The sequence below is a fragment of the Chryseobacterium sp. 22532 genome (assembly GCF_052044665.1).
In the GTDB taxonomy this organism is placed as follows: Bacteria; Bacteroidota; Bacteroidia; order Flavobacteriales; family Weeksellaceae; genus Chryseobacterium; species Chryseobacterium lathyri.
The window spans coordinates 160077-180690 of sequence record NZ_JBQENJ010000006.1; the positions used below are offsets into that span (position 1 = coordinate 160077).

20 protein-coding genes are annotated in these 20614 nt (G+C 36.7%); 13 read left to right on the forward strand and 7 right to left on the reverse strand.

Features of this window, described 5'->3' with window-relative positions; translation table 11 throughout:
- Position 1 precedes the first annotated feature (1 nt).
- The 4 genes from rimO to ACTJIV_RS16960 all read left to right on the forward strand — a co-directional run bounded on the left by rimO (position 2) and on the right by ACTJIV_RS16960 (position 4033).
- On the forward strand, positions 2 to 1303 hold the full coding sequence (gene rimO, locus ACTJIV_RS16945) for a 30S ribosomal protein S12 methylthiotransferase RimO (protein ID WP_440628836.1): 1302 nt from the start codon (positions 2 to 4) through the stop codon (positions 1301 to 1303).
- 377 nt (positions 1304 to 1680) lie between these two features.
- Positions 1681 to 2334 carry a hypothetical protein gene (locus ACTJIV_RS16950; protein WP_223560010.1) on the forward strand — a complete coding sequence of 218 codons (654 nt, stop codon included), beginning with the start codon at positions 1681 to 1683 and terminating at the stop codon, positions 2332 to 2334.
- A gap of 24 nt (positions 2335 to 2358) precedes the next feature.
- On the forward strand, positions 2359 to 3060 hold the full coding sequence (locus ACTJIV_RS16955; RefSeq protein WP_111956610.1) for a hypothetical protein: 702 nt from the start codon (positions 2359 to 2361) through the stop codon (positions 3058 to 3060).
- 601 nt (positions 3061 to 3661) lie between these two features.
- Positions 3662 to 4033, forward strand: coding sequence for a septal ring lytic transglycosylase RlpA family protein (locus ACTJIV_RS16960; RefSeq protein WP_048502358.1), 372 nt, complete (start codon positions 3662 to 3664; stop codon positions 4031 to 4033).
- A 60-nt stretch (positions 4034 to 4093) separates the two neighbouring features.
- Here the strand turns inward: ACTJIV_RS16960 and ACTJIV_RS16965 are convergent, their stop codons facing one another.
- From ACTJIV_RS16965 to ACTJIV_RS16980, 4 genes are all read right to left on the reverse strand, one after another.
- Entirely contained in the window at positions 4094 to 4858 is a 765-nt protein-coding gene (locus ACTJIV_RS16965; protein WP_111956612.1) for an exodeoxyribonuclease III, read from the reverse strand.
- A 6-nt stretch (positions 4859 to 4864) separates the two neighbouring features.
- Complete coding sequence (locus tag ACTJIV_RS16970; protein WP_111956904.1) at positions 4865 to 5146, reverse strand: YciI family protein; 282 nt, start codon at positions 5144 to 5146, stop codon at positions 4865 to 4867.
- Positions 5147 to 5265: 119 nt separating this feature from the next.
- Positions 5266 to 6810, reverse strand: a complete 1545-nt coding sequence (locus ACTJIV_RS16975; RefSeq protein WP_111956614.1) for a bifunctional response regulator/alkaline phosphatase family protein — start codon at positions 6808 to 6810, stop codon at positions 5266 to 5268.
- 132 nt (positions 6811 to 6942) lie between these two features.
- Complete coding sequence (locus ACTJIV_RS16980; RefSeq protein WP_440628841.1) at positions 6943 to 8586, reverse strand: S41 family peptidase; 1644 nt, start codon at positions 8584 to 8586, stop codon at positions 6943 to 6945.
- A 255-nt stretch (positions 8587 to 8841) separates the two neighbouring features.
- Here ACTJIV_RS16980 and ACTJIV_RS16985 point away from each other — a divergent pair, with 255 nt between their 5' ends.
- From ACTJIV_RS16985 to ACTJIV_RS17020, 8 genes are all read left to right on the forward strand, one after another.
- Positions 8842 to 10068: an HD domain-containing protein gene (locus ACTJIV_RS16985; RefSeq protein ID WP_111956618.1), complete on the forward strand. Its 1227-nt coding sequence runs from the start codon at positions 8842 to 8844 to the stop codon at positions 10066 to 10068.
- Positions 10069 to 10140: 72 nt separating this feature from the next.
- A complete protein-coding gene (gene lpxD / locus ACTJIV_RS16990; RefSeq protein WP_306843399.1) occupies positions 10141 to 11172 on the forward strand; it encodes a UDP-3-O-(3-hydroxymyristoyl)glucosamine N-acyltransferase in 1032 nt (343 codons plus the stop codon).
- Entirely contained in the window at positions 11165 to 12562 is a 1398-nt protein-coding gene (locus ACTJIV_RS16995) for a bifunctional UDP-3-O-[3-hydroxymyristoyl] N-acetylglucosamine deacetylase/3-hydroxyacyl-ACP dehydratase (protein ID WP_111956623.1), read from the forward strand. Before lpxD ends, ACTJIV_RS16995 begins: the two co-directional genes overlap by 8 nt.
- Positions 12563 to 13357 carry an acyl-ACP--UDP-N-acetylglucosamine O-acyltransferase gene (gene lpxA, locus ACTJIV_RS17000; protein ID WP_111956625.1) on the forward strand — a complete coding sequence of 265 codons (795 nt, stop codon included), beginning with the start codon at positions 12563 to 12565 and terminating at the stop codon, positions 13355 to 13357.
- A 46-nt stretch (positions 13358 to 13403) separates the two neighbouring features.
- Entirely contained in the window at positions 13404 to 13967 is a 564-nt protein-coding gene (efp, locus tag ACTJIV_RS17005) for an elongation factor P (RefSeq protein ID WP_040997887.1), read from the forward strand.
- Positions 13968 to 14037: 70 nt separating this feature from the next.
- Entirely contained in the window at positions 14038 to 14940 is a 903-nt protein-coding gene (locus ACTJIV_RS17010) for a UDP-3-O-(3-hydroxymyristoyl)glucosamine N-acyltransferase (RefSeq protein WP_440628845.1), read from the forward strand.
- Positions 14941 to 15031: 91 nt separating this feature from the next.
- Positions 15032 to 15904: a succinate--CoA ligase subunit alpha gene (gene sucD / locus ACTJIV_RS17015; RefSeq protein WP_111956630.1), complete on the forward strand. Its 873-nt coding sequence runs from the start codon at positions 15032 to 15034 to the stop codon at positions 15902 to 15904.
- 20 nt (positions 15905 to 15924) lie between these two features.
- Positions 15925 to 16593, forward strand: a complete 669-nt coding sequence (locus ACTJIV_RS17020) for a porin family protein (RefSeq protein ID WP_111956632.1) — start codon at positions 15925 to 15927, stop codon at positions 16591 to 16593.
- Positions 16594 to 16765: 172 nt separating this feature from the next.
- On the opposite strand, the gene ACTJIV_RS17025 is transcribed toward ACTJIV_RS17020, so the two are convergent.
- The 3 genes from ACTJIV_RS17025 to ACTJIV_RS17035 form a co-directional block, all read right to left on the reverse strand.
- The gene (locus tag ACTJIV_RS17025) at positions 16766 to 18076 is read right to left on the reverse strand and encodes an ABC transporter permease (RefSeq protein ID WP_440628847.1); all 1311 of its coding nucleotides are present in this window, start codon (positions 18074 to 18076) and stop codon (positions 16766 to 16768) included.
- Between the two features lie 6 nt (positions 18077 to 18082).
- Positions 18083 to 18994, reverse strand: a complete 912-nt coding sequence (locus tag ACTJIV_RS17030) for an ABC transporter ATP-binding protein (RefSeq protein WP_223560004.1) — start codon at positions 18992 to 18994, stop codon at positions 18083 to 18085.
- 104 nt (positions 18995 to 19098) lie between these two features.
- Positions 19099 to 19449 (reverse strand): T9SS type A sorting domain-containing protein, encoded by a 351-nt coding sequence (locus tag ACTJIV_RS17035; RefSeq protein WP_111956638.1) that lies wholly within the window; start codon positions 19447 to 19449, stop codon positions 19099 to 19101.
- Between the two features lie 118 nt (positions 19450 to 19567).
- Here ACTJIV_RS17035 and hemB point away from each other — a divergent pair, with 118 nt between their 5' ends.
- Positions 19568 to 20557, forward strand: a complete 990-nt coding sequence (gene hemB, locus ACTJIV_RS17040; RefSeq protein ID WP_440628849.1) for a porphobilinogen synthase — start codon at positions 19568 to 19570, stop codon at positions 20555 to 20557.
- Positions 20558 to 20614 lie beyond the last annotated feature (57 nt).

A 20614-nucleotide genomic window follows, 5' to 3' on the forward strand; every position in this document is an offset into this window, starting at 1 on the left:
GATGCGCACAAAATCTGTAGGGAAGAAGAAAATCAATGTGGTTACACTTGGATGCTCCAAGAATGTATATGATTCTGAAGTATTAATGAGTCAGCTGAAAGCAAATGGAAAGGAAGTGGTTCACGAAGGCCGCGGAGATATTGTAGTAATTAATACATGCGGATTTATTGATAATGCCAAGGAAGAATCAATTAATACAATTCTTGATTATGTAGACGCAAAAAACAGAGGTGAAGTCGAAAAAGTTTTTGTTACAGGCTGTCTTTCCGAAAGATACAAACCGGATCTTATTAAAGAAATTCCTGATGTAGATCAGTATTTCGGGACAAGAGATTTGCCCATTCTCCTAAAGCACCTTGGTGCAGATTATAAACATGAATTGGTAGGAGAAAGACTGACAACAACTCCCAAACATTATGCGTACCTCAAGATCTCAGAAGGTTGTGATCGACCTTGTTCTTTCTGTGCGATTCCTTTAATGAGAGGCGGACATATATCCACACCTATCGAAAAATTGGTTTTGGAAACTCAAAAGCTTGCAAAAAAAGGAACAAAAGAGATTATTCTTATTGCGCAGGACCTTACTTATTATGGTCTGGACCTTTATAAAAAACGTGCGCTTGGAGAACTTTTAAAAGAGCTTGTAAAAGTTGAGGGGATAGAGTGGATCCGCCTTCATTATGCTTTTCCGAGTGGTTTCCCAGAAGATGTTCTTGATATTATCCGCGAAGAGCCTAAAGTTTGCAATTACATTGATATCCCTCTTCAGCATATCAATTCTGATCTGTTGAAATCAATGAAACGTGGAACAACTCATGAAAAAACAAATGCATTATTAGCTAAGTTTAGAGAAAAGGTTCCGGATATGGCTGTTAGAACTACCTTGATTGTAGGTTACCCGGGAGAAACAGAAGAAAGATTCCAGGAATTGAAAGACTGGGTAATAGAGCAAAAATTCGACAGGTTGGGTTGCTTCACCTATTCTCATGAAGAAAATACAGGAGCTTATGTCTTAGAGGATGATATTCCACAGGAAGTGAAAGAAGCAAGAGTAGAAGAGATTATGGAGTTGCAATCACAGATTTCTTGGGAGAAGAATCAGGAGAAGATCGGAAAAACTTTCAGATGTATATTTGATCGAAAAGAAGGCAATTATTTTATAGGAAGAACAGAATTTGATTCACCTGACGTAGACAATACTGTTTTGGTTTCGGCCGATGAAACTTACATTTCTATAGGAGAATTTGCTGAAGTGAAAATTACTTCTGCAGAAGAATTTGACTTATATGGACAATTAGTTTAACAATCTAGTCCTGTTGCAATTATAACAATTGTATGGTTTTCTCAGATAATTAAAAATATTAATAAAATTTAACATAATTAAAGTAGTTATTAATTTAATGATTAGGCTGATTTTCAGGTAGTTGGTGTTTTGCATGGTAAAACTCTTTTATTTTTTTTATATAAAATGAATAAATTTGAAAATTATGTCTTAAATTTGCGCAATAAGCAATGTTTTAAAATCAAATGCTTCAATAAGTTATCTATCTAATAATGTTAAATAGGAACTTTAATGTTTAGCACAAGTTGGGATGCATGTCCCATTTGCAAATATTGATGGAAAATAATGTAATTTAAAATCTTTAAAAACTTATGAAAAAATTTTTATTAACAGCGACAATGCTCGTTGGCCTTTCGGCAGTTTCCAAGGCTCAGACAACGGGTCGTGTAGGTATTAACACAACTACACCAGCCGCAACACTAGACGTAGTAGCTAATACTACTGACAATGCTAGACCTGATGCTTTGCTAGTCCCTCGTTTGTCAAGAGCTCAGTTAGCAGCTAAAGACGCAGCATATACGGCTGCTCAGAATGGTGCCCTTACATTTGTTACCACTTTAGATGGTAGTGCAGCTGGTAAGACAGTAAATGTAATTGGAACTGGCTTCTATTACTATGATGCTCCAAATTCTGTTTGGGTTGCTGTAGGTGGTGGTGGTTCAACACCTCCAAACTTCCAGATTCAGAAAGGTAGACTTCACTCTTTAAATGCTCCTATTACATGGGCATCGGATGATTATTCTGTCGTTACTACTGCTATGGGAGGAACTAGCCAGCTATTATTGCCTGCAGCCACGTCACTGCCATTAAACTCAGTAAGATGTGTATCTGCGAATGGCCCAGGTAACGTGGGTTGGGATCCTGCAGCGGTTCCAGGTATCACTAGAGGAATGAATAGCATACCATCAACGGTAACTTCAGGTGGATCTTTCTGCTTTATTGTAGTGAGTAATGCTGGTGTAAATAACTGGGGTATTCTTTCAGGTAGATAATAACAATCATTAAATTTTAAACAGATGAAAAAAATCATATTAGCACTGTTTGTATCACTAGGTACATTGGCCAGTGCACAGGCTTTATCTAACGGTGTAATTGCAAACACTTTCCCTAATGAAAACATTTTCTTAGATGCCTCTACAAATAACAATGCTGCAGTAAATGACGGTAAAGGTCTATTGTTTCCTACAACAGATCTAACAGCTTTTACATTTAAAGTAGCTAGTTTAGATGGTATTAACTTCCCTTCTGCTTATGATGGCATGATAGTTTTTAATATTGGTGTTGGTAACACGCTTACAAATGATGGTGTTGTTTCTACACCAGTAAGCCGTGGTTTCTATTATTTTGATAACCCTAATAAAAGTACTGATGTTACCGGAGGTAGATGGCTACCAATAGGAGGAGGTAACGCTAAATTTGACGTAACCGCTGCTGAAACAGCTACAAATACATTAGTAGCAAATAAGCAAGTTTACGCTATTAAAGGGACATTTAACGCAACAGGAAGTTCAACAGCTGTAAATATCCCAGCGCCGACAGGTATGACTGCTTTATATGGTATTACTATTTATAAAGCGGGTACAAACACTGTATATGACAGAAGCTTGTATTCTTATACAATTGCAACTACTGCAGGAAATGCAATTACAGGTTCGCCAAGTATGTCAGTGGTTTATCCTTCTGGAACATATGACTATGTAATAGAATATTTAAAATAAGATAATACTTATATCTAAATATAAATTAAAACCAATGAGAAATCATTGGTTTTTTGTTTTAATATGATGAAGTTTATTAATAAGAAGAATCCTTAATATTCAAAATCTCATTTGGTACTTAATTTGAATATGAAGAAGAATGTTTAAAATGAAGATTTTACTAATTATATTTTTTAAACATAGAAATTGATGTTTAATCCATTCTACTGTTAAAACCTTTGTTAAAATAAATATAGAGTGATATATGCTGTGCTCTTGTTGACTTCTATTAAACGCTTCTGTCCATTTGATATCATAAAATTTTTATTTTTTCGAGTGAGCTGTACTTATATTTTAAATTTTCATTGAATATATAAAACATTGATTATCAATCATTTGATTAGTTCATATTTTGAATTTTTTTGACAATAAGTTAATTATATTAACTTTTAGGTTATTTTTTTAACGTTTTTTAACAGTACTATCTAAAACCCCTGATAATAGGGACTTACAGCTCTTGTTAACATATAATTTTGTTTTCATTAACGGTTTTTAACATATGGAGTAGGGACTTTACAACATTCCTTATACTTTTGCTCCGTCAAAACCAATAAAATTCAAGATGATGAAAAGATTCATTCTCGTAATCATAATGATGATTTCAACCTTAGGTGTTTATTCTTTTACAGGTAATACCTTAGATGCGAAGAAAACAAGTTATGCATCGTACTACCACGATAAGTTTAATGGTAGAAAAACAGCAAGCGGAGAGATTTTTAGTAACTCAAAGTTCACTGCTGCAAACAGAACGCTTCCGTTTGGGACTAATATTAGAGTTACCAATCTGAACAATGGAAAACAGGTGATAGTGAAGATCAATGATAGAGGACCTTTCCATGCATCAAGAGCATTAGATATTTCTAAAGCTGCGTTCGATGAAATCGGGGATACCAATCGTGGTACCATTCCGGTTGAATATGAAATTGTCGATTAAATTTATGATTTAAATTTATAAAAGCCAGCTGATTCAGCTGGCTTTTTATTTTTAGTCTTTCTATACATTAAATTCCAATAAAGCTGGGCAGTGATCAGAATGTACAGCTTCTTTTAAAATTACTGCTCGTGAGAGCTTATCTTTCAAAGTATAGGTTGCGAAATTATAATCCAGTCTCCAGCCTTTGTTCTTCGCCCGTGAATTCTGTCTGTAGCTCCACCACGTATAATTGTCAGGTTCATTATTGAAAAAACGGAAACTGTCGATCAGTTCACATTCCTCAATAAAACTGGTCATCCATTCTCTTTCCATTGGCAGAAAGCCGGAAACATTCTTTAAACGGACCGGATCATGAATATCAATAGCCTGATGGCATATATTGAAATCGCCGGAAATAATAAGGTTAGGAATCGTTTTTCTCAACTCCTTTATATAAGCCAGGAAATCATGGCAGAACTGCATTTTGAAATCCAGCCTTTCAATATTGCTGGCAGACGGAACATACACTGAAATGACAGAGTATCCGTCAAAATCTGCACGGATGATCCTGCCTTCATTATCATAGCTTTCGATACCACATCCATATTCAATATGATTAGGTTTGATTTTAGACGCAATTCCGACGCCGCTGTAGCCTTTTCTTACGGCAGAATGCCAATAGCTGTGATAACCGACTTTTTCGAGACTTTCAATGTCTATCTGATCGTTTCCTGCTTTACTTTCCTGAATACAGACAATATCCGGATCAGCAGTTTTCAGCCATCCCAAAAAATCCTTAGTAAAGGCAGCCCTGATTCCGTTAACGTTATATGTGATTAACCTCATGAGTTTTTAATGAAATTTAAAATGTTCGTTATATTTTGTTGGAATAAATTCAGTGATATCATAATCTGCTACCTGATGAATATAAAAAGGATCTTCTTTAATGATGTCTTCAATTTCATATTTAGAACCAGCATTGGCAAGAATAATTCCTCCCGTTCTCGGTTCTTTCCTTCCGGAAGCAATGAAGTTTCCGGAGGCGTAATGTTTTTCAAGAAAGTTATTGTGTTCCGGGATCAACCGTTCCACATTTTCCAGGTCACTTTTGTAGGTCAGCGAGATAATAAACATTGTTTTTTGGCTAAGATATGAACTCTTTAACATTATTAAAAGTGGTTATAAAAGAAGCGGCAAAAATCATTCGATTTTTGCCGCCTTAAACCCAAAATTTAAATAAACTATGAAAAAAACTACTTGGGTTCTAAAATGCTGATAGGAATAATACACTCTTCCAATGAAATTCCTCCGTGTTGGTATGTCTCTTTATAGTAATTCACAAAGTGATTGTAATTCTTCGGATAAGCCAGGAAAATATTGTTTTTTGCAAAAATATATTTCGAACTTAAATTCCCTTTTGGCAGAAACAGTTTTTCAGGGTTGGTAACGGCCCATACATCACTGTCGTCATAGGTTAAGCTCTTTCCGGTTTTATAACGGATATTGGTTGATGTTTCACGGTCTCCAACTACTTTACTAGGTTTTTTAACGTATACCGTTCCGTGGTCTGTAGTGATCACAAGTTTGTATCCACTTTCTGCAGCCGCTTTAATAATCTTCAGCAATGATGAATTCTCAAACCAGTTAAGCGTAAGGGATCTGAATGTTTTATCGTCCCTGATTAGCTGGTCTACAATATGATTATCAGTTTTAGCGTGAGAAAGAATATCAATAAAGTTGTAAACAATTACCAGAAGGTCATTATTTTTATGCTGGTTGAAATCATCATAAATCTTTCGCTCAAAATCCGCATTCAAAACTTTAAGATACTTCATAGATTTAGACCCTAAACCAATTCTTTTCATTTGGTCTTCCAGGAAATCGCGCTCAAACTCATTCTTATTTCCCTCTTCATTATCATTGAACCATTTATCCGGAAAACGCTTCTCAATTTCAGAAGGCATCAGTCCGGCAAAGAAAGAGTTTCTAGCATACTGAGTGGCCGTAGGAAGAATACTGTAATAATAATCTTCCGATATTTTATTGTAATATTTTGTGAATAATGGTTCAATAACCCTCCACTGGTCAAAGCGGAGATTATCCACCATAAGAAGAAGAACCTTTTCTTTCTCTACCTCGGGCTTTACTTTTTCTTTAAAAAGAGTATGGCTCATTAATGGCTTATCAGGATCCGTAAGCCAACTTTCGTAATTTTTTTCAATGAATTTGGCAAACTGGATATTGGCTTCCTCTTTCTGTGATTGCAGAAGATCGGAAAACTCATTATCCGCTACCTTATCAAATTTAATCTCCCAGCTCAGAATCTTCTTATAATATTCTGCCCATTCCTGGTAAGTTCTGATATAAGAAAGTTCCATAGACAGGTTTCTGAATTCCTGCTGGTACTGGAGAATTGTTTTCTGCTCTACAAGATTATCCTCCTGAAGATTCTTTTTTAACGACAATAAAATCTGGTTAGGGTTTACCGGCTTTAGTATGTAATCAGCAATCTGAGATCCGATGGCTTCTTCCATGATATGTTCCTCCTCACTTTTTGTTACCATCACAATCTTTAAAGAATTATCTTTTTCCTTAATCATGGGAATGGCTTCCAATCCCGAAATGCCGGGCATATTTTCATCAATAAGCGTTAATGCGAATTTCTCTGAATCCATTAGTTCCAGAGCTTCATTCACGTTGTTAACAGGGGTTACCTGGTAACCTTTTTTTTCTAAAAATACGATATGGGGCTTGAGTAAATCTATTTCATCATCTATCCATAATATCTTTTCCGACATAATTTATTTTTTTACATGGTTATAGCATCAAAATGTTGACCAATCCCTTTTAAATTCTCACAAATTAGAGACAACAAAAGTTAAATATTAGTTAAATGAAAATCCTGCCATTATTATTGATATTCAATTCATTTAAAAACCGGTCTTTATATAATTTAAAGCTCTTTCCAGAACTTCATCTTTTCCTTCCTTTATGCCTGTTATAGTGGGCTTTATGACAATATCAGGGATAATTCCTATCCTTTGGGTTTCCCTTCCGTCAGGATAATATGCTCCCAGTCCTGTAAAACAGGTATCCAGATCCGCAATTTTAAATCTGATCACATCCCCGTTGGCTCCCGAAGTATTACTCCCGATTACCTTAGTTTTAGGGTGCTGCTTAAACATCATAACAGTGGTTTCTGCCTGGCTCTGTGTATTCTCATTCACTAAGATCACAACATTTCCTTTGTAGTAATCCGGATTCTTTCTGCCGATGCTGCTTTTTGCGCTATAAAATTTACTTAAATAATCCGTCTCCGGGAAATTAAATTGATAATAAATTGATTTTTCCGGAAGAATCAGCTTGCTTAAAGGAAAAATGGTCTGTTTAGGATAATTTCTGAGATCAAAAATGATGGATGTTGTGGTTTTTAAATCCCTATACATATCGTTCAGGTCACTTTTTTCAATACTCCCCATATTGACATAGCCTGTTTTTTTACTTTCATCCAGAAATTTCCACTTCGGCTGAACAGTTGGTGTTTCCCTGACAATATCTTTAAGAAGATAGGTTTTGGCAGTAACAGCAAGGTTTTGTCCGTTGCGCTCTATTTTTAAGGCAATAGAATCATTATTACTGAAAAGAAAAAGATGTTTCACTTTTGAAATCTTCCCCCAGGAATTGGAAGCCGGAATATATTTTCCAAAACTGTTGATCATCTGAGGAATTGTCCGCCCATTGACGTCGTAAATGACATCTCCGGTTTTCAAAAATGTTTCTTCGTTCAATTTATTTTTAATGATCTTTGTTACCACCAGTTTTCCTTCTGCATAAATATATTCCACAGGAACTTTTCGTCTCCCATATTGATGGGAATTGAAGGTAGGTGAATAAAGAAAAGCATGCGAGTCATCAATTTTTGCCACCAGTTCCGCAAGAGCCAAATGATAGCTTTCATCATTATTAATATTGAGGAACTTTGGGATCATTTCCGTTAAGACATCATTCCAGTTCTGATCCGTTTGATACTTGTATGGGAAAAAGTATTCTACCAGATTCCAGTATCTGAACAGTTCCAGAAGACCGATTTCTTTTGAAGTGAATTGTGAACCGTATGAATTTTCATTCTTAAAGTAAACCTTTTTTCCACCTTTTCCGAAATAATGACTGCTGCCTGAATTTCTGTTGTTTTGGATAAACAATAGCTGTTGGGTTACTGCTTTACTGAATATTTGTTCATTACTCATCCAGCCTGGATCAAAGTTTTTCAGAAAATATATTTTCGTTTTATCTTCTTTCGAGCATTTTTTACATTCCTCCACTTTTCCAAGACTGCTGATCCATTTGGAATATAATTCGTTCAATTGATTTTTATCCTGGATATGCTCAAGCTGTTCAATTTTTTGAAAAAGCTGCTGATCCCAATCAAATTCCCCTTTTGCAACACGGGGATGATAGTATTTTAAAAATCCCCAGACTTTACAGAGTGATTCTAATTTTTGAGTTTCAGATAATGACTGCGCAGAAAAATGTAAGCTGAAAAAAAATAAGATGAAAAGAGAAATTTTTCTCATTAAAATGAAGCATTATTTATGCTATCAAAGATATATGTTTAAAACAGAATATGGCGAAAAACATCTGTGTAAATTTTGTATAATCTGTGGTTAAAAATAAAACACCACTCACACAAATATCTTCACAAGTATCACAAATAATTACTTCATGGGCCATGCAGATAATATGTTTTCTCAAGTTTGAATTCTTTAATAGTAATTTATCATGCTTAAAATTTAAAATCCCTAACTTTGTTTACTAATACCAAAGTTTCAATGCAGAATAAGCTAAAGATCATTAACGACCCCGTTCATGGTTTCATCAGAATCCCACACGAAATTTTATTTGACGTTATAGAGCATCCTTATTTCCAGAGACTGCGCAGAATCGGACAGACCGGACTTCTGAATCTGATCTTTCCGGGAGCCACCCATACAAGATTCCATCACGCTTTGGGAGCGATGCATTTGATGTTTACGGCATTAGAAACCCTACGCCAGAAAGGAGTTAAAATTACTGAAGAGGAAGAAAAAGGAGCCATGCTTGCCATCCTGATGCATGATATTGGTCATGGGCCTTTCTCTCATGCATTGGAAAACATGCTGATGGACGACTGGCATCACGAGAAACTTTCACTGCTGTTAATGAATAAGTTGAATGAGGAATTTGACGGACAGCTTTCTATAGCTATTGAAATGTTTCAGGGAAAATATCATAAAAAGTTTTTTAACCAACTGATTTCATCTCAGCTTGATGTCGACAGGCTTGATTATCTGAACAGGGATAGCTTTTTCACAGGCGTTTCTGAAGGAAACATCAATACCCAAAGAATCATTTCTATGATGAATGTCTGCAGCGAGGGCGAGTTAGTTATTGATGCCAAAGGAGTCTATTCCATTGAAAACTTTCTGACAGCCAGAATGTTCATGTATTGGCAGGTATACTATCATAAAACATCCGCATTGGCAGAGTTTCTTTTAGTTAAGATCCTGGAAAGAGCAAAATATCTGATTTCAGAAGGGATGGATCTGCCTGCCGGGGAAAACCTGAAATATTTTCTGAATCGTGGAAAAAGTTCTGCTACCGATGAAGATATTTATAGATTTACGCAACTTGATGACAATGATATAATTCATGCGATGAAATCCTGGCAGGATTCAGAAGACTTTATTCTTTCCTATTGGTGCAGATGTGTGATCCAGCGAAACCTTCCGAAAACGGTTATCTCAACACGTCCTTTCAAACGAAAATTTATTGAGGAAAAAATAAAAAACACCAATGAATTTTTCGGAATCAATAATGGAAAAGAGCTTGTACACGAGATTAAAAGAAAATTACTGCCTTATGACACCAAAAAACAGCCAATTTATTTACTCCAGAAAAACGGTAAAAAGATTAGGTTAGAAGAGTCACAGGACCAGTTATTGTCTGGGCTTATGGTACACAAGACTGCCCGGTATATTCTTACCTTTCCAAGAGATATTTCCCACATAATATCTTAAATAATCTTAAAATTCACGTTCCTAAAATCAAAAAATGTTTGCGAATTACAGAATTTCTTATCTTTGCAGAATATGGAATTTACAGCTTCGCAAATTGCAAGTTTTATTGACGGACAAATAATAGGCGACGAAAGTACGGTTATTACAGGGGTTTCACCAATTGAGAATGGTGAATCAGGACATCTTTCTTTTATAGCACAGGATCGATTTTCACATTTTTTAAATACCTCAAAATGCTCCGTTATTATTGTTTCGGAAAAACTTATAGATAAAGTTAATTATAATCCTACCTTAATTGTTGTAAAGGATGCCTACCTTTCTTTCCAGGTTTTAATGAATCTGTACCAGGAAATGCAGGGAAGAAAAGAGGGAATCGAAACCGGTTCTTCTATTCATGAGACTGCAGTAATTGGAGAAAAGGCCTATATCGGAGCATTTACTTATGTTTCGGAGAAAGCTAAGATTGGAGAAGGTTCTCAGATCTATCCGCAGGTCTATATTGGGAAAGGAGTTAAGATTGGTAAAAACTGTAAAATCGACAGCGGTGCCAGAATCTATGACTACTGTATTATCGGAGACAATTGTGTGATCCATTCCAATACGGTTGTAGGTGGCGACGGATTCGGCTTTCAGCCTACTGCAGAAGGATTCAAAAAAATTCCTCAGCTAGGAAACGTGATTATCGAAGACGATGTAGAGATCGGCTCAAACTGCAGCATCGACAGAGCTACAATAGGGTCTACCATTATCGGAAAAGGAACAAAGATCGATAACCTGATCCAGATCGCACATAATGTGAAGATCGGGCAGAATAACGTTATTGCGGCACAGGCCGGAATTGCAGGATCTACTACAATTGGAGATTGGAATCAGATCGGTGGACAGGTAGGAGTGGTTGGCCATATTAAAATTGGGAACCAGGTGAAAATTCAGGCTCAGAGTGGTGTGAATTCCAGTGTTAATGATAAAGAAACATTGTATGGGTCCCCGGCGATAAGCTACAATGACTATCTTAGAAATTATGTCCATTTCAGAAATTTCACTGAAATTGTAAAGAGAATAAATAATCTTGAGGATATCTCAAAAGATAAAACTAATGAGTGATATGCAAAAAACACTCCAGAAAGAAGTAACACTTTCTGGAATTGGCCTTCATACAGGTAAAGAAGTAAAACTTACCATTAAACCAGCTAAAGAAAATACAGGTTTTGTGTTCGTAAGAACAGATCTGGAGGGACATCCTCAGGTAGAAGCTGATGTTAATTATGTAGTAGCGACAGAAAGAGGAACAACATTAGAGAAATTAGGTGTAAAAATTACTACTTGTGAGCACCTTTTGGCTGCATTAGTGGGGTGTGATATTGATAATGCCATTCTTGAAATGGATGCCTCCGAGCCGCCAATTTTAGATGGATCTTCCAAATTCTTTGTAGAAGCTATTGAAAGTGTAGGAATTGCAGAACAGGGTATTGCCAGAGAATACCTGGTCATCAAAGAAGTGCTGAGCTATGCAGACCCTGCATCGGGATCAGAAATTACCATTATTCCTTCGGATACCTATGAAGTGACTACTATGGTAGATTTTGGAACCAAAGTTTTGGGAACTCAAAATGCTACCCTTAAAAATATTTCAGAATTTAAAGACGAGATCTCTTCTGCAAGAACATTCAGCTTTTTGCATGAATTGGAAATGCTTTTGGATCACGGTTTGATCAGAGGCGGAGATATCTCAAACGCTATTGTATATGTGGATAAGGATCTTACACCTGACACCACAGAAAAATTGAAAAAAGCATTCGGAAAAGATAACGTTTCTATCAGACCGAATGGTATTCTTGATAATCTTACGTTAAACTATCCCAACGAAGCTGCAAGACACAAATTACTCGATGTAATTGGCGATTTGGCATTGGCTGGTGTAAAAATAAAAGGTAAAGTCATTGCGAACAAACCGGGACACTATGTGAACACCCAGTTTGCGAAAAAACTGAACCGACAGTGGAAATTGCAAAAGAAAAAAAATGTTCCGGATTTTGATTTAACCAAAGAGCCGGTTTTTGATATCAACGGAATTATGCGTCTTATGCCGCACAGACCACCGTTCTTATTGATCGATAAAATTCTTGAACTTTCAGATTCCCACGTAGTAGGCCTGAAAAATGTTACCATGAATGAGCCTTTCTTTGTAGGACATTTCCCCAAAGAGCCTGTAATGCCAGGAGTATTACAAGTAGAAGCTTTGGCACAGACAGGAGGTATCCTTGTATTGGCCAGTGTTCCGGATCCTGAAAATTACTCCACTTATTTTATTAAAATAGATAAAGTAAAATTCAAGAGAAAAGTAGTTCCCGGAGATACAATGATTTTCAAAATTGAACTGATAGAGCCTATCAGAAGAGGAATTGTACATATGCAGGGATACGGATATGTGGGAGACACAGTGGCTGTAGAAGCAGAGTTAATGGCTCAAGTTGCAAAAAATAAAGTTGATTAAATGATTCATCAATTAGCCGCCGTAGATAAACGTGCAAAAATCAGCAAAAACGTTATTGTAGAACCGTTTACTACAATTGCAGGGGACGTGGAGATCGGAGAAGGAACTTGGATTGGTCCTAATGTTACCATCATGGATGGAGCCAGAATAGGTAAAAACTGCAGAATTTTTCCGGGAACGGTAATTTCTGCAATTCCTCAGGATTTAAAGTTTGATGGTGAAGATACCCAGGTAATTATCGGTGATGAAACAACAATCAGAGAATGCGTTACCGTAAACAGGGGAACAAAAGCTCTCGGATTTACTAAAATCGGTAAAAACTGCCTTATCATGGCAACTTCTCATATTGCACATGATTGTGTGATCGGAGATCATGTTATCATTGTAAACGGTTGCGGTATTGCAGGACATGTAGAAATTGGAGACTATACTGTAATGGGAGGTCTTAGTGCTGTGCATCAGTTCGGTAAAATCGGGAAACATGTAATGATTTCCGGAGGAACTCTGGTAAGAAAAGATATTCCGCCCTATGTAAAAGTAGCAAGAGAGCCTATGTCTTATGCAGGAATCAACTCGGTTGGTTTGAGAAGAAGAGGGTTTACTAATGAGAAAATTTTTGAGATCCAAAAGATCTACAGAACAATTTTCCAAATGAAAATGAACGTTTCTCAGGCTGTAACTTACATTGAAAAAGAAATGCTTCCAACTGCTGAAAGAGATGAAATCCTTCAGTTTATCCAAAACTCACCAAGAGGTATTGTAAAAGGATACGGAACAACCAAGGAAAGTAACTAATACTTTACCTGAAGTAAAAAACTAAAATAAAAGATAACATAAATTAATGGCAACAAGCAACGATATCAGAAAAGGACTTTGCATTGAGTACAGTAACGATATTTTTAAAGTAATAGAATTTCTTCACGTAAAACCGGGGAAAGGACCTGCTTTCGTAAGAACAAAATTAAAGTCAGTAACTAACGGGAAAGTGATTGATAATACTTTCTCTGCAGGACATAAAATTGACGAAGTAAAAGTAATCACCAGAAAGTTCCAGTATCTCTATGATGATGAGAACGGATTCCACTTTATGAATAATGATGATTTCTCTCAATTATATTTGAACAAAGAAATGATTGAAAATTCACAGTTCATGAAAGCAGGAGAAGAAGTAACGATCATTCTGAAAGAAGCTGACGAAACGCCGCTTTCTGCTGAACTTCCTCAGTCTGTTTACCTGGAAGTTGTTGAAGCTGATCCGGGAGTAAAAGGAAATACAGCTACCAATGCTCTTAAGAACGCAATCGTTGAAACCGGAGCCAGAGTGATGGTTCCTCTATTCATCGAGCCGGGAGACAAAATTAAAGTAAGTACAGAAGACGGCAGCTACTTAGAAAGAGTAAAATAATAATAAAATTTACATCAATTCGGTTTGCATCAGCAGTCCGAATTTTGTTTTTATAAGAAAACCAATTGTTATGAGATTCCATTCTCCACAAAAGCTCAAAACTATTGCCGATTTAATAGGCTCAGAATTTGTTGGCCCTGAAGACTTTGAAGTCTTGGGAACCAATGAGATTCATATGGTTAAGCCGGGTGACATTGTTTTTGTCAACCACCCGAAATATTATGATAAAGCATTAAATTCTGCAGCAACGATTATTCTGATCGACAAAAGGGTAGAATGTCCGGAAGGAAAAGCACTTCTGGTTTCTGATGATCCTTTCAGAGATTTTAATAAGATCAATACCCACTTTACAAGAATATATAATTTCACTGAGGAACTTCACGACGTAGAAATCGGTGAGGGAACAAAGATCCATCGTACGGCTGTTATCGGAAATAATGTTGTGATCGGAAAAAATACTTTAATTTTTCCAAACGTTGTTATTGGAGACAGAACGGTAATTGGTGATAATGTTGTCATTCAGTCAAACACGGTTTTAGGAGGTGATGCATTTTATTACAGAAAGCTGAATGGAAATTTTGACCGTCTTATTTCGGTTGGAAATGTAGTCATCGAAAACAATGTAGAAATTGGAAATGGTTGTACGATAGACAGAGGTGTTACGGATTCTACCGTAATCGGGGAGGGTTCTGTTTTAGATAACCAGATTCAGATAGGACACGACACTGTTATCGGAAAAAAATGTCTCATTGCATCACAGGTGGGAATTGCAGGCTGTTGTGTCATAGGAGATGAAGTAACACTTTGGGGACAGGTAGGCATCGCTTCCGGAAATAAAATTGAAAGCGGATCTGTTATTCTTGGTAAAACAGGAGTCAACAGAGATCTTAAAAAAGGAACCTATATTGGGATGTTTGCAGAAGATTTCAAAGGCTATTTGAAAAAAGAAGTAAAGCTGAGAAATCTCAAATAAACTATTCACTTGGTTTTGTCTAAAATCAAAGAAAAATAAGTAAATTTGTGAGCATTAATAAAATATTTAAATAAATTAAAACATCAATAAAATGTCAATTTTAGTAAACAAAGATTCTAAAGTAATTGTACAAGGATTTACAGGGAACGAAGGTACTTTCCATGCGGGCCAGATGATTGAATACGGAACCAATGTAGTGGGAGGAGTTACTCCGGGAAAAGGAGGATCTGAGCATTTAGGAAAGCCTGTATTCAATACAGTAGCTGATGCCGTTCAAAAAGCTGGAGCCAATGTAAGTATCATTTTCGTACCACCTGCATTCGCTGCTGATGCGATCATGGAGGCTGCTGAGGCAGGTATCAAAGTTATCGTATGTATTACTGAAGGTATTCCTGTAGCGGATATGGTGAAAGTAAAATCTTACATCGCTGACAGAGACTGCAGATTAATCGGTCCAAACTGTCCGGGAATCATTACTTCTGAAGAAGCTAAAATTGGTATTATGCCAGGGTTCGTTTTCAAAAAAGGTAAAGTAGGTATCGTTTCAAAATCAGGTACTCTTACTTACGAAGCTGCTGATCAGGTTGTAAAAGCTGGTTACGGTGTTTCTACAGCAATCGGTATTGGGGGTGACCCAATCATTGGTACTACTACAAGAGAAGCTTTGGAACTATTCATTAATGACCCTGAAACTGAAGCGGTAGTAATGATCGGTGAGATTGGTGGTGGATTGGAAGCTGAAGCTGCAAGATGGTATAAAGCCAGCGGATCTACTAAGCCGGTTGTAGGATTTATTGCCGGACAGACTGCTCCTAAAGGAAGAACTATGGGACATGCTGGTGCTATTGTAGGTGGCGATGAAGATACTGCTCAGGCAAAAATGCAGATCATGAGAGAAAACGGAATCAACGTTGTAGATTCTCCTGCAGATATCGGTGTTACAGTTGCTAAAGTTCTAGGATAAGACATACAAAAACAAAACATATGAAAAAACTTTTATTAACCTCAGCATTGGCCCTTTCAACACTGTCGTTTGCCCAAATTGATTTTGCAAATACAAGATTTGGTGTCACGGCAGGAGGTAATTACTCCAGAGTAAGAAATGCCCATAACCCTTCTGGTCCAAGATTCGCATTCCAGGGTGGAGCTTTAGCTCTTATCCCCGTAGGAAAAGCTAACCAGTTCTTTATACAGCCCGAAGTCGTGTATTACGGTGCAGGAGAAACCGGAAAAGATAAAGATGCTAAAGGAAAAGATGGTTATGATGCAGTATATGGTAACAATTATCTGAGCGTACCTATCTATTTTAAAGGATATTTTTCTGAAGCAGAATCAGAATTCTTTGGAATGATAGGGCCAAGATTTAACTTTTTGATGAGTCAGAATGTTAAAAATGCTCCTATAAGCAGACCATATTATGATCCGGATGTTACCGATCCTCTATATCCGTCAGTAAGTGGAAAAGCATCAAGCTTTAACCTTGCTTTAGGATTAGGAGTTGGTTATAGCTATAAAAGACAGCTGGAAGTAGCTCTTAAATATGACTTAGGTCTTTCAGATACTTATCCTGATCTTGCAAAAGAAAAAGGAGGTTCTGATAAGAAAAAGTCCGAGCAGGTGATCAGCCTCAGCTTAAGCTATATCTTCAAATAGAATAACTCGTTATTCAATGATAAAAAATCCCGGAAATTTTAATTTCCGGGATTTTTGTTTTTAATAGAAGTATAAAGTTGGAAGAGAAAAGTTATTAAGAATACCAAGAACAACCGGAATTACTTCCGGTAAACTTCCATCTTCCTTCTTCAGACTTCCATCTATGAGTTTATTAACCTCTGATCCACTTCCAGATCTCCTTTAAAGTCGCTTTATTCCCATACATCAAAATCCCTACACGATAGATTTTTCCGGCAAGGAATATCATAAGAATGGTAGTTCCCAGCAATAATACAATAGACAAAGCAATCTGCCACGCAGGAACGCCGAAAGGTATTCTCGCAATCATGGCAACTGGAGAGGTAAACGGGATAATAGACAGCCAGAAGCCTAACGGACCGTCAGGATTGTTCATCAGGGAAAAGCTGCCATACATTCCTAAGGTAAGCGGTAAAATAGCAAATAAGGTGAACTGCTGTGTCTCAGTTTCATTATCTACTGCAGAGCCAATGGCTGCATAAATGGAACTGTAAAAAATATATCCCAAAAGAAAAAATACGATGAATACAAAAATGATCAGCGGGAAATTCAGTTCCAGTAAACTGTGTGAAACCTGTGTTGCGATCTGGGCAATATCAAGCTTACTGGCAATCTCCTCATTGCCTCCCGGAATGTTCTTTTGGAAAGAAGAAAATCCGGTATTTAAAACCAATGCACCTATAACAGACATGGAGATCCAGATCAGGAACTGCGTCAAAGCAACCAGTGTTACCCCTAATATCTTACCCATCATCAGCTCAAACGGTTTCACAGATGAAATAATGATCTCTACCACACGGTTGTTTTTCTCCTCAAGAACGCTTCTCATAACCCTTACTCCATAGATAATAATGAACATGAAAGTTACATACATCAAAAGGATGCTTAAACCGCTTTTTACCCCAAAAGCAAGATCAGAATCTTCCTTATTGTTATCAGAAACATTAATGGTTTTTAAAGTAAAACCTTTGTCAAGGCTGTTCAGTTGGGCTTCTTCAATACCGAGCTGCTTGATTTTTTCCTTTTTGATCACATCCGTAATATCAGAAACGATCTTCTGTTTCGTATCAGGGCCCATTTTGACATTTACGATGAGTCTTGTACTATTTTCAAGTCCGGTATAGTCATGATCTTTCAATTCGGGAAGGATCAGGATGCCATCCAGAGATTCATTATCCTTCAGGTTATTGATCTTAGCTTTCTCATCCGCTGCAGAAACAAATACATAATTCAGCTTGTCATTAGATTTTAGCTGGTCTTTGAAAAGCCCGCTTTTATCCACAACCTCAATAATGCTGTGGGATTCGTTGGCTTTAAACATTAATCCGATCACTGCTCCAAACCCAACCAGTAAAAGAGGAGCCAGCAATGTTAATATAATGAAGGATTTTTTCTTAACCTGCGTAAGAAACTCCCTTTTTGTAATTAAAAAAATATTGTTCATAAAAAATTAAGAATGGTTACTTACAGCATTAATAAACACTTCATTCATGCTCGGAATTCTTTCGTCGAATGATCTTACTTTTCCTACGTTGACAAGGTCCAGAAGAATATCATTTTGCCTGCTTTCATTTTTCAGATCGAAAGAAACCATATTGTTTTCATTAGAGAAATTAAAAATATCATAGCTGTTTTTGAAATTCTCAAATTTTATTTCATCTACTTCAGAAAGAGTGACTCCAAAAATATTCTTCTTAAATTTTTCTCTTACATCAAAAACTCTTCCGTCAATAATTTTTTTAGAATTGTTGATCAGCGCCACGTAATCACACATTTCCTCAACACTTTCCATTCTGTGGGTAGAAAGAATGATCGTAGTTCCATTATTTTTAAGATCAATGATCTGGTCTTTAATTAAGTTGGCATTTACCGGATCAAAACCAGAAAAGGGCTCATCAAGGATCAGAAGATGCGGGCGGTGAAGAACCGTAACTACAAACTGGATCTTCTGTGCCATCCCTTTCGAAAGTTCCGAAAGTTTCTTTTTCCACCACTGGTCGATGTTCAGTTTTTCAAACCACTTCTTGGCTTCGTTCAGAGCATCATTCTTACTCATTCCTTTCAGTTCCCCGAAATAAAGGATCTGATCGCCCACGCTCATGTTCTTATACAGTCCTCTTTCTTCAGGCATATAACCAATGTCTCTGATGTGGCTGGGATTAAGCTTATTTCCATTAATGAATACATCTCCGGAATCGGCTTGGGTAATTTGATTGATAATACGGATGAAGGAAGTTTTCCCCGCTCCATTCGGGCCTAGAAGACCATAAATACTGCCTTGTGGTACATGGATGCTGAAATCATCCAATGCTACTTTTTTCCCGGCACTATAAGTCTTTCTGATATGTTCAGCTTTAAGCATTAAATTGTTTTTAACAATGAGTATAAAAAGTCCTTAAAGTTACGGAAATATTAAGGCAGAACTGATGCAAAAGAAAAAATCCTGATGATTATCAGGATTTAATTTTATTGTTTTACGATTTGAGTAACCTTTTGGGTATTATCGCTTAAAATATAGCGAATCAGATATTTCCCGGGTTTCAGTTTTTCAATATTGATTTCTCCGGAATTCATGTTGACAGAGTAATTGGCTACCTGCGTTCCTAAAATTGAATAAAAGGTGACACTCTTGATCTTTAATGCAGAATCTTTTGCTTTGATCAAAAGGAAATCTTTTGCAGGATTTGGATATGCTACCAATACACCGTCATCAGACTTCTGTGTGATGGAACCCGGCTCTCTCAGCTGTGCCTGCATATTGTTGGAAAAACCAACGAAAGCGCCCGTAAATAGAAATAAAAGTAAAAGTTTTTTCATCAAATTATAATTTCTCGAATGTATTAAAACAAAAATAAACAATTCTACAATTCTATACAATAGTTTTTTATATAAGTTGTAGTAAATTTGTAGAAACTTATTCAAAAAGTATTCCAAAATGATACATTCAAGAAATAGAAGACTTAGAGTTAATGAATCTATCAGAAGTTTAGTAAGAGAAAATAGTCTTACAACTGATGATTTTGTAATGCCGATTTTCGTAATGGAGGGCGAAAACCAACAGGAAGCGATACCGTCGATGCCGGGGATTTTCAGGAGGAGTATGGATTTAACGGTAAAAGAATGTAAAGAGTTATTTTCTTTGGGTGTAAAATCTGTCAATCTGTACATGAAAGTGTCAGAACATTTGAAAGACAATACAGGAAAAGAAGCCTGGAACAAAGACGGGCTGATGCAGCAGACGATCAAAGCCATCAAAGATGCAGTTCCGGAAATGATTGTGATGCCTGATGTCGCTTTAGATCCTTATTCGATCTACGGTCATGACGGGATTATTGAAAACGGAAAGATCGTGAATGATGCTACCAATGATGCACTGGCAAGAATGTCCGTATCTCATGCTGAAGCCGGAGCTGATATTGTGGCGCCAAGTGATATGATGGACGGAAGAGTACTGGCAATTCGTGAAGCTTTAGAGGAAAGCGGATTTACCGATGTAGGAATCCTTAGCTATTCAGCAAAATATGCAAGCTCTTTCTATGGACCTTTCAGAAGTGCCCTGGACAGTGCCCCGAAAGATAATATGGAAATTCCGAAAGATAAAAAGACCTACCAGATGGATTTCCACAATTCCCGTGAAGCGCTGAACGAAGTATTCAAAGATATTGATGAAGGAGCCGATATTATCATGATCAAACCGGGACTTCCTTATCTGGACATTGTTGCTAAAGTCCGTGAAGCTATTGATCTTCCCATAGCAGTTTACAACGTGAGTGGAGAATATGCCATGGTAAAAGCAGCTGCACAGAATGGCTGGCTGGATAATGATAAAACTATTATTGAAAGCCTGACATGTTTCAAAAGAGCAGGAGCAGATATGATTTTTACTTATTTTGCAAAAGAAGCAGCAATGATTCTGAATAAATAAAATAATTACTGAACAAAATAAACTGCCCCTAAAATAAAATTTAGGGGCAGTTTTTAT

What these genes read in the sequence shown, in the direction of transcription:
- rimO (WP_440628836.1), top strand. Translation starts at nt 2, where the DNA reads ATGCGCACAAAATCTGTAGGGAAGAAGAAAATCAATGTGGTTACACTT.
- ACTJIV_RS16950 (WP_223560010.1), top strand. Translation starts at nt 1,681, where the DNA reads ATGCTCGTTGGCCTTTCGGCAGTTTCCAAGGCTCAGACAACGGGTCGT.
- ACTJIV_RS16955 (WP_111956610.1), top strand. Translation starts at nt 2,359, where the DNA reads ATGAAAAAAATCATATTAGCACTGTTTGTATCACTAGGTACATTGGCC.
- ACTJIV_RS16960 (WP_048502358.1), top strand. Translation starts at nt 3,662, where the DNA reads ATGATGAAAAGATTCATTCTCGTAATCATAATGATGATTTCAACCTTA.
- ACTJIV_RS16965 (WP_111956612.1), bottom strand. Translation starts at nt 4,858, where the DNA reads ATGAGGTTAATCACATATAACGTTAACGGAATCAGGGCTGCCTTTACT.
- ACTJIV_RS16970 (WP_111956904.1), bottom strand. Translation starts at nt 5,146, where the DNA reads ATGTTTATTATCTCGCTGACCTACAAAAGTGACCTGGAAAATGTGGAA.
- ACTJIV_RS16975 (WP_111956614.1), bottom strand. Translation starts at nt 6,810, where the DNA reads ATGTCGGAAAAGATATTATGGATAGATGATGAAATAGATTTACTCAAG.
- ACTJIV_RS16980 (WP_440628841.1), bottom strand. Translation starts at nt 8,586, where the DNA reads ATGAGAAAAATTTCTCTTTTCATCTTATTTTTTTTCAGCTTACATTTT.
- ACTJIV_RS16985 (WP_111956618.1), top strand. Translation starts at nt 8,842, where the DNA reads ATGCAGAATAAGCTAAAGATCATTAACGACCCCGTTCATGGTTTCATC.
- lpxD (WP_306843399.1), top strand. Translation starts at nt 10,141, where the DNA reads ATGGAATTTACAGCTTCGCAAATTGCAAGTTTTATTGACGGACAAATA.
- ACTJIV_RS16995 (WP_111956623.1), top strand. Translation starts at nt 11,165, where the DNA reads ATGAGTGATATGCAAAAAACACTCCAGAAAGAAGTAACACTTTCTGGA.
- lpxA (WP_111956625.1), top strand. Translation starts at nt 12,563, where the DNA reads ATGATTCATCAATTAGCCGCCGTAGATAAACGTGCAAAAATCAGCAAA.
- efp (WP_040997887.1), top strand. Translation starts at nt 13,404, where the DNA reads ATGGCAACAAGCAACGATATCAGAAAAGGACTTTGCATTGAGTACAGT.
- ACTJIV_RS17010 (WP_440628845.1), top strand. Translation starts at nt 14,038, where the DNA reads ATGAGATTCCATTCTCCACAAAAGCTCAAAACTATTGCCGATTTAATA.
- sucD (WP_111956630.1), top strand. Translation starts at nt 15,032, where the DNA reads ATGTCAATTTTAGTAAACAAAGATTCTAAAGTAATTGTACAAGGATTT.
- ACTJIV_RS17020 (WP_111956632.1), top strand. Translation starts at nt 15,925, where the DNA reads ATGAAAAAACTTTTATTAACCTCAGCATTGGCCCTTTCAACACTGTCG.
- ACTJIV_RS17025 (WP_440628847.1), bottom strand. Translation starts at nt 18,076, where the DNA reads ATGAACAATATTTTTTTAATTACAAAAAGGGAGTTTCTTACGCAGGTT.
- ACTJIV_RS17030 (WP_223560004.1), bottom strand. Translation starts at nt 18,994, where the DNA reads ATGCTTAAAGCTGAACATATCAGAAAGACTTATAGTGCCGGGAAAAAA.
- ACTJIV_RS17035 (WP_111956638.1), bottom strand. Translation starts at nt 19,449, where the DNA reads ATGAAAAAACTTTTACTTTTATTTCTATTTACGGGCGCTTTCGTTGGT.
- hemB (WP_440628849.1), top strand. Translation starts at nt 19,568, where the DNA reads ATGATACATTCAAGAAATAGAAGACTTAGAGTTAATGAATCTATCAGA.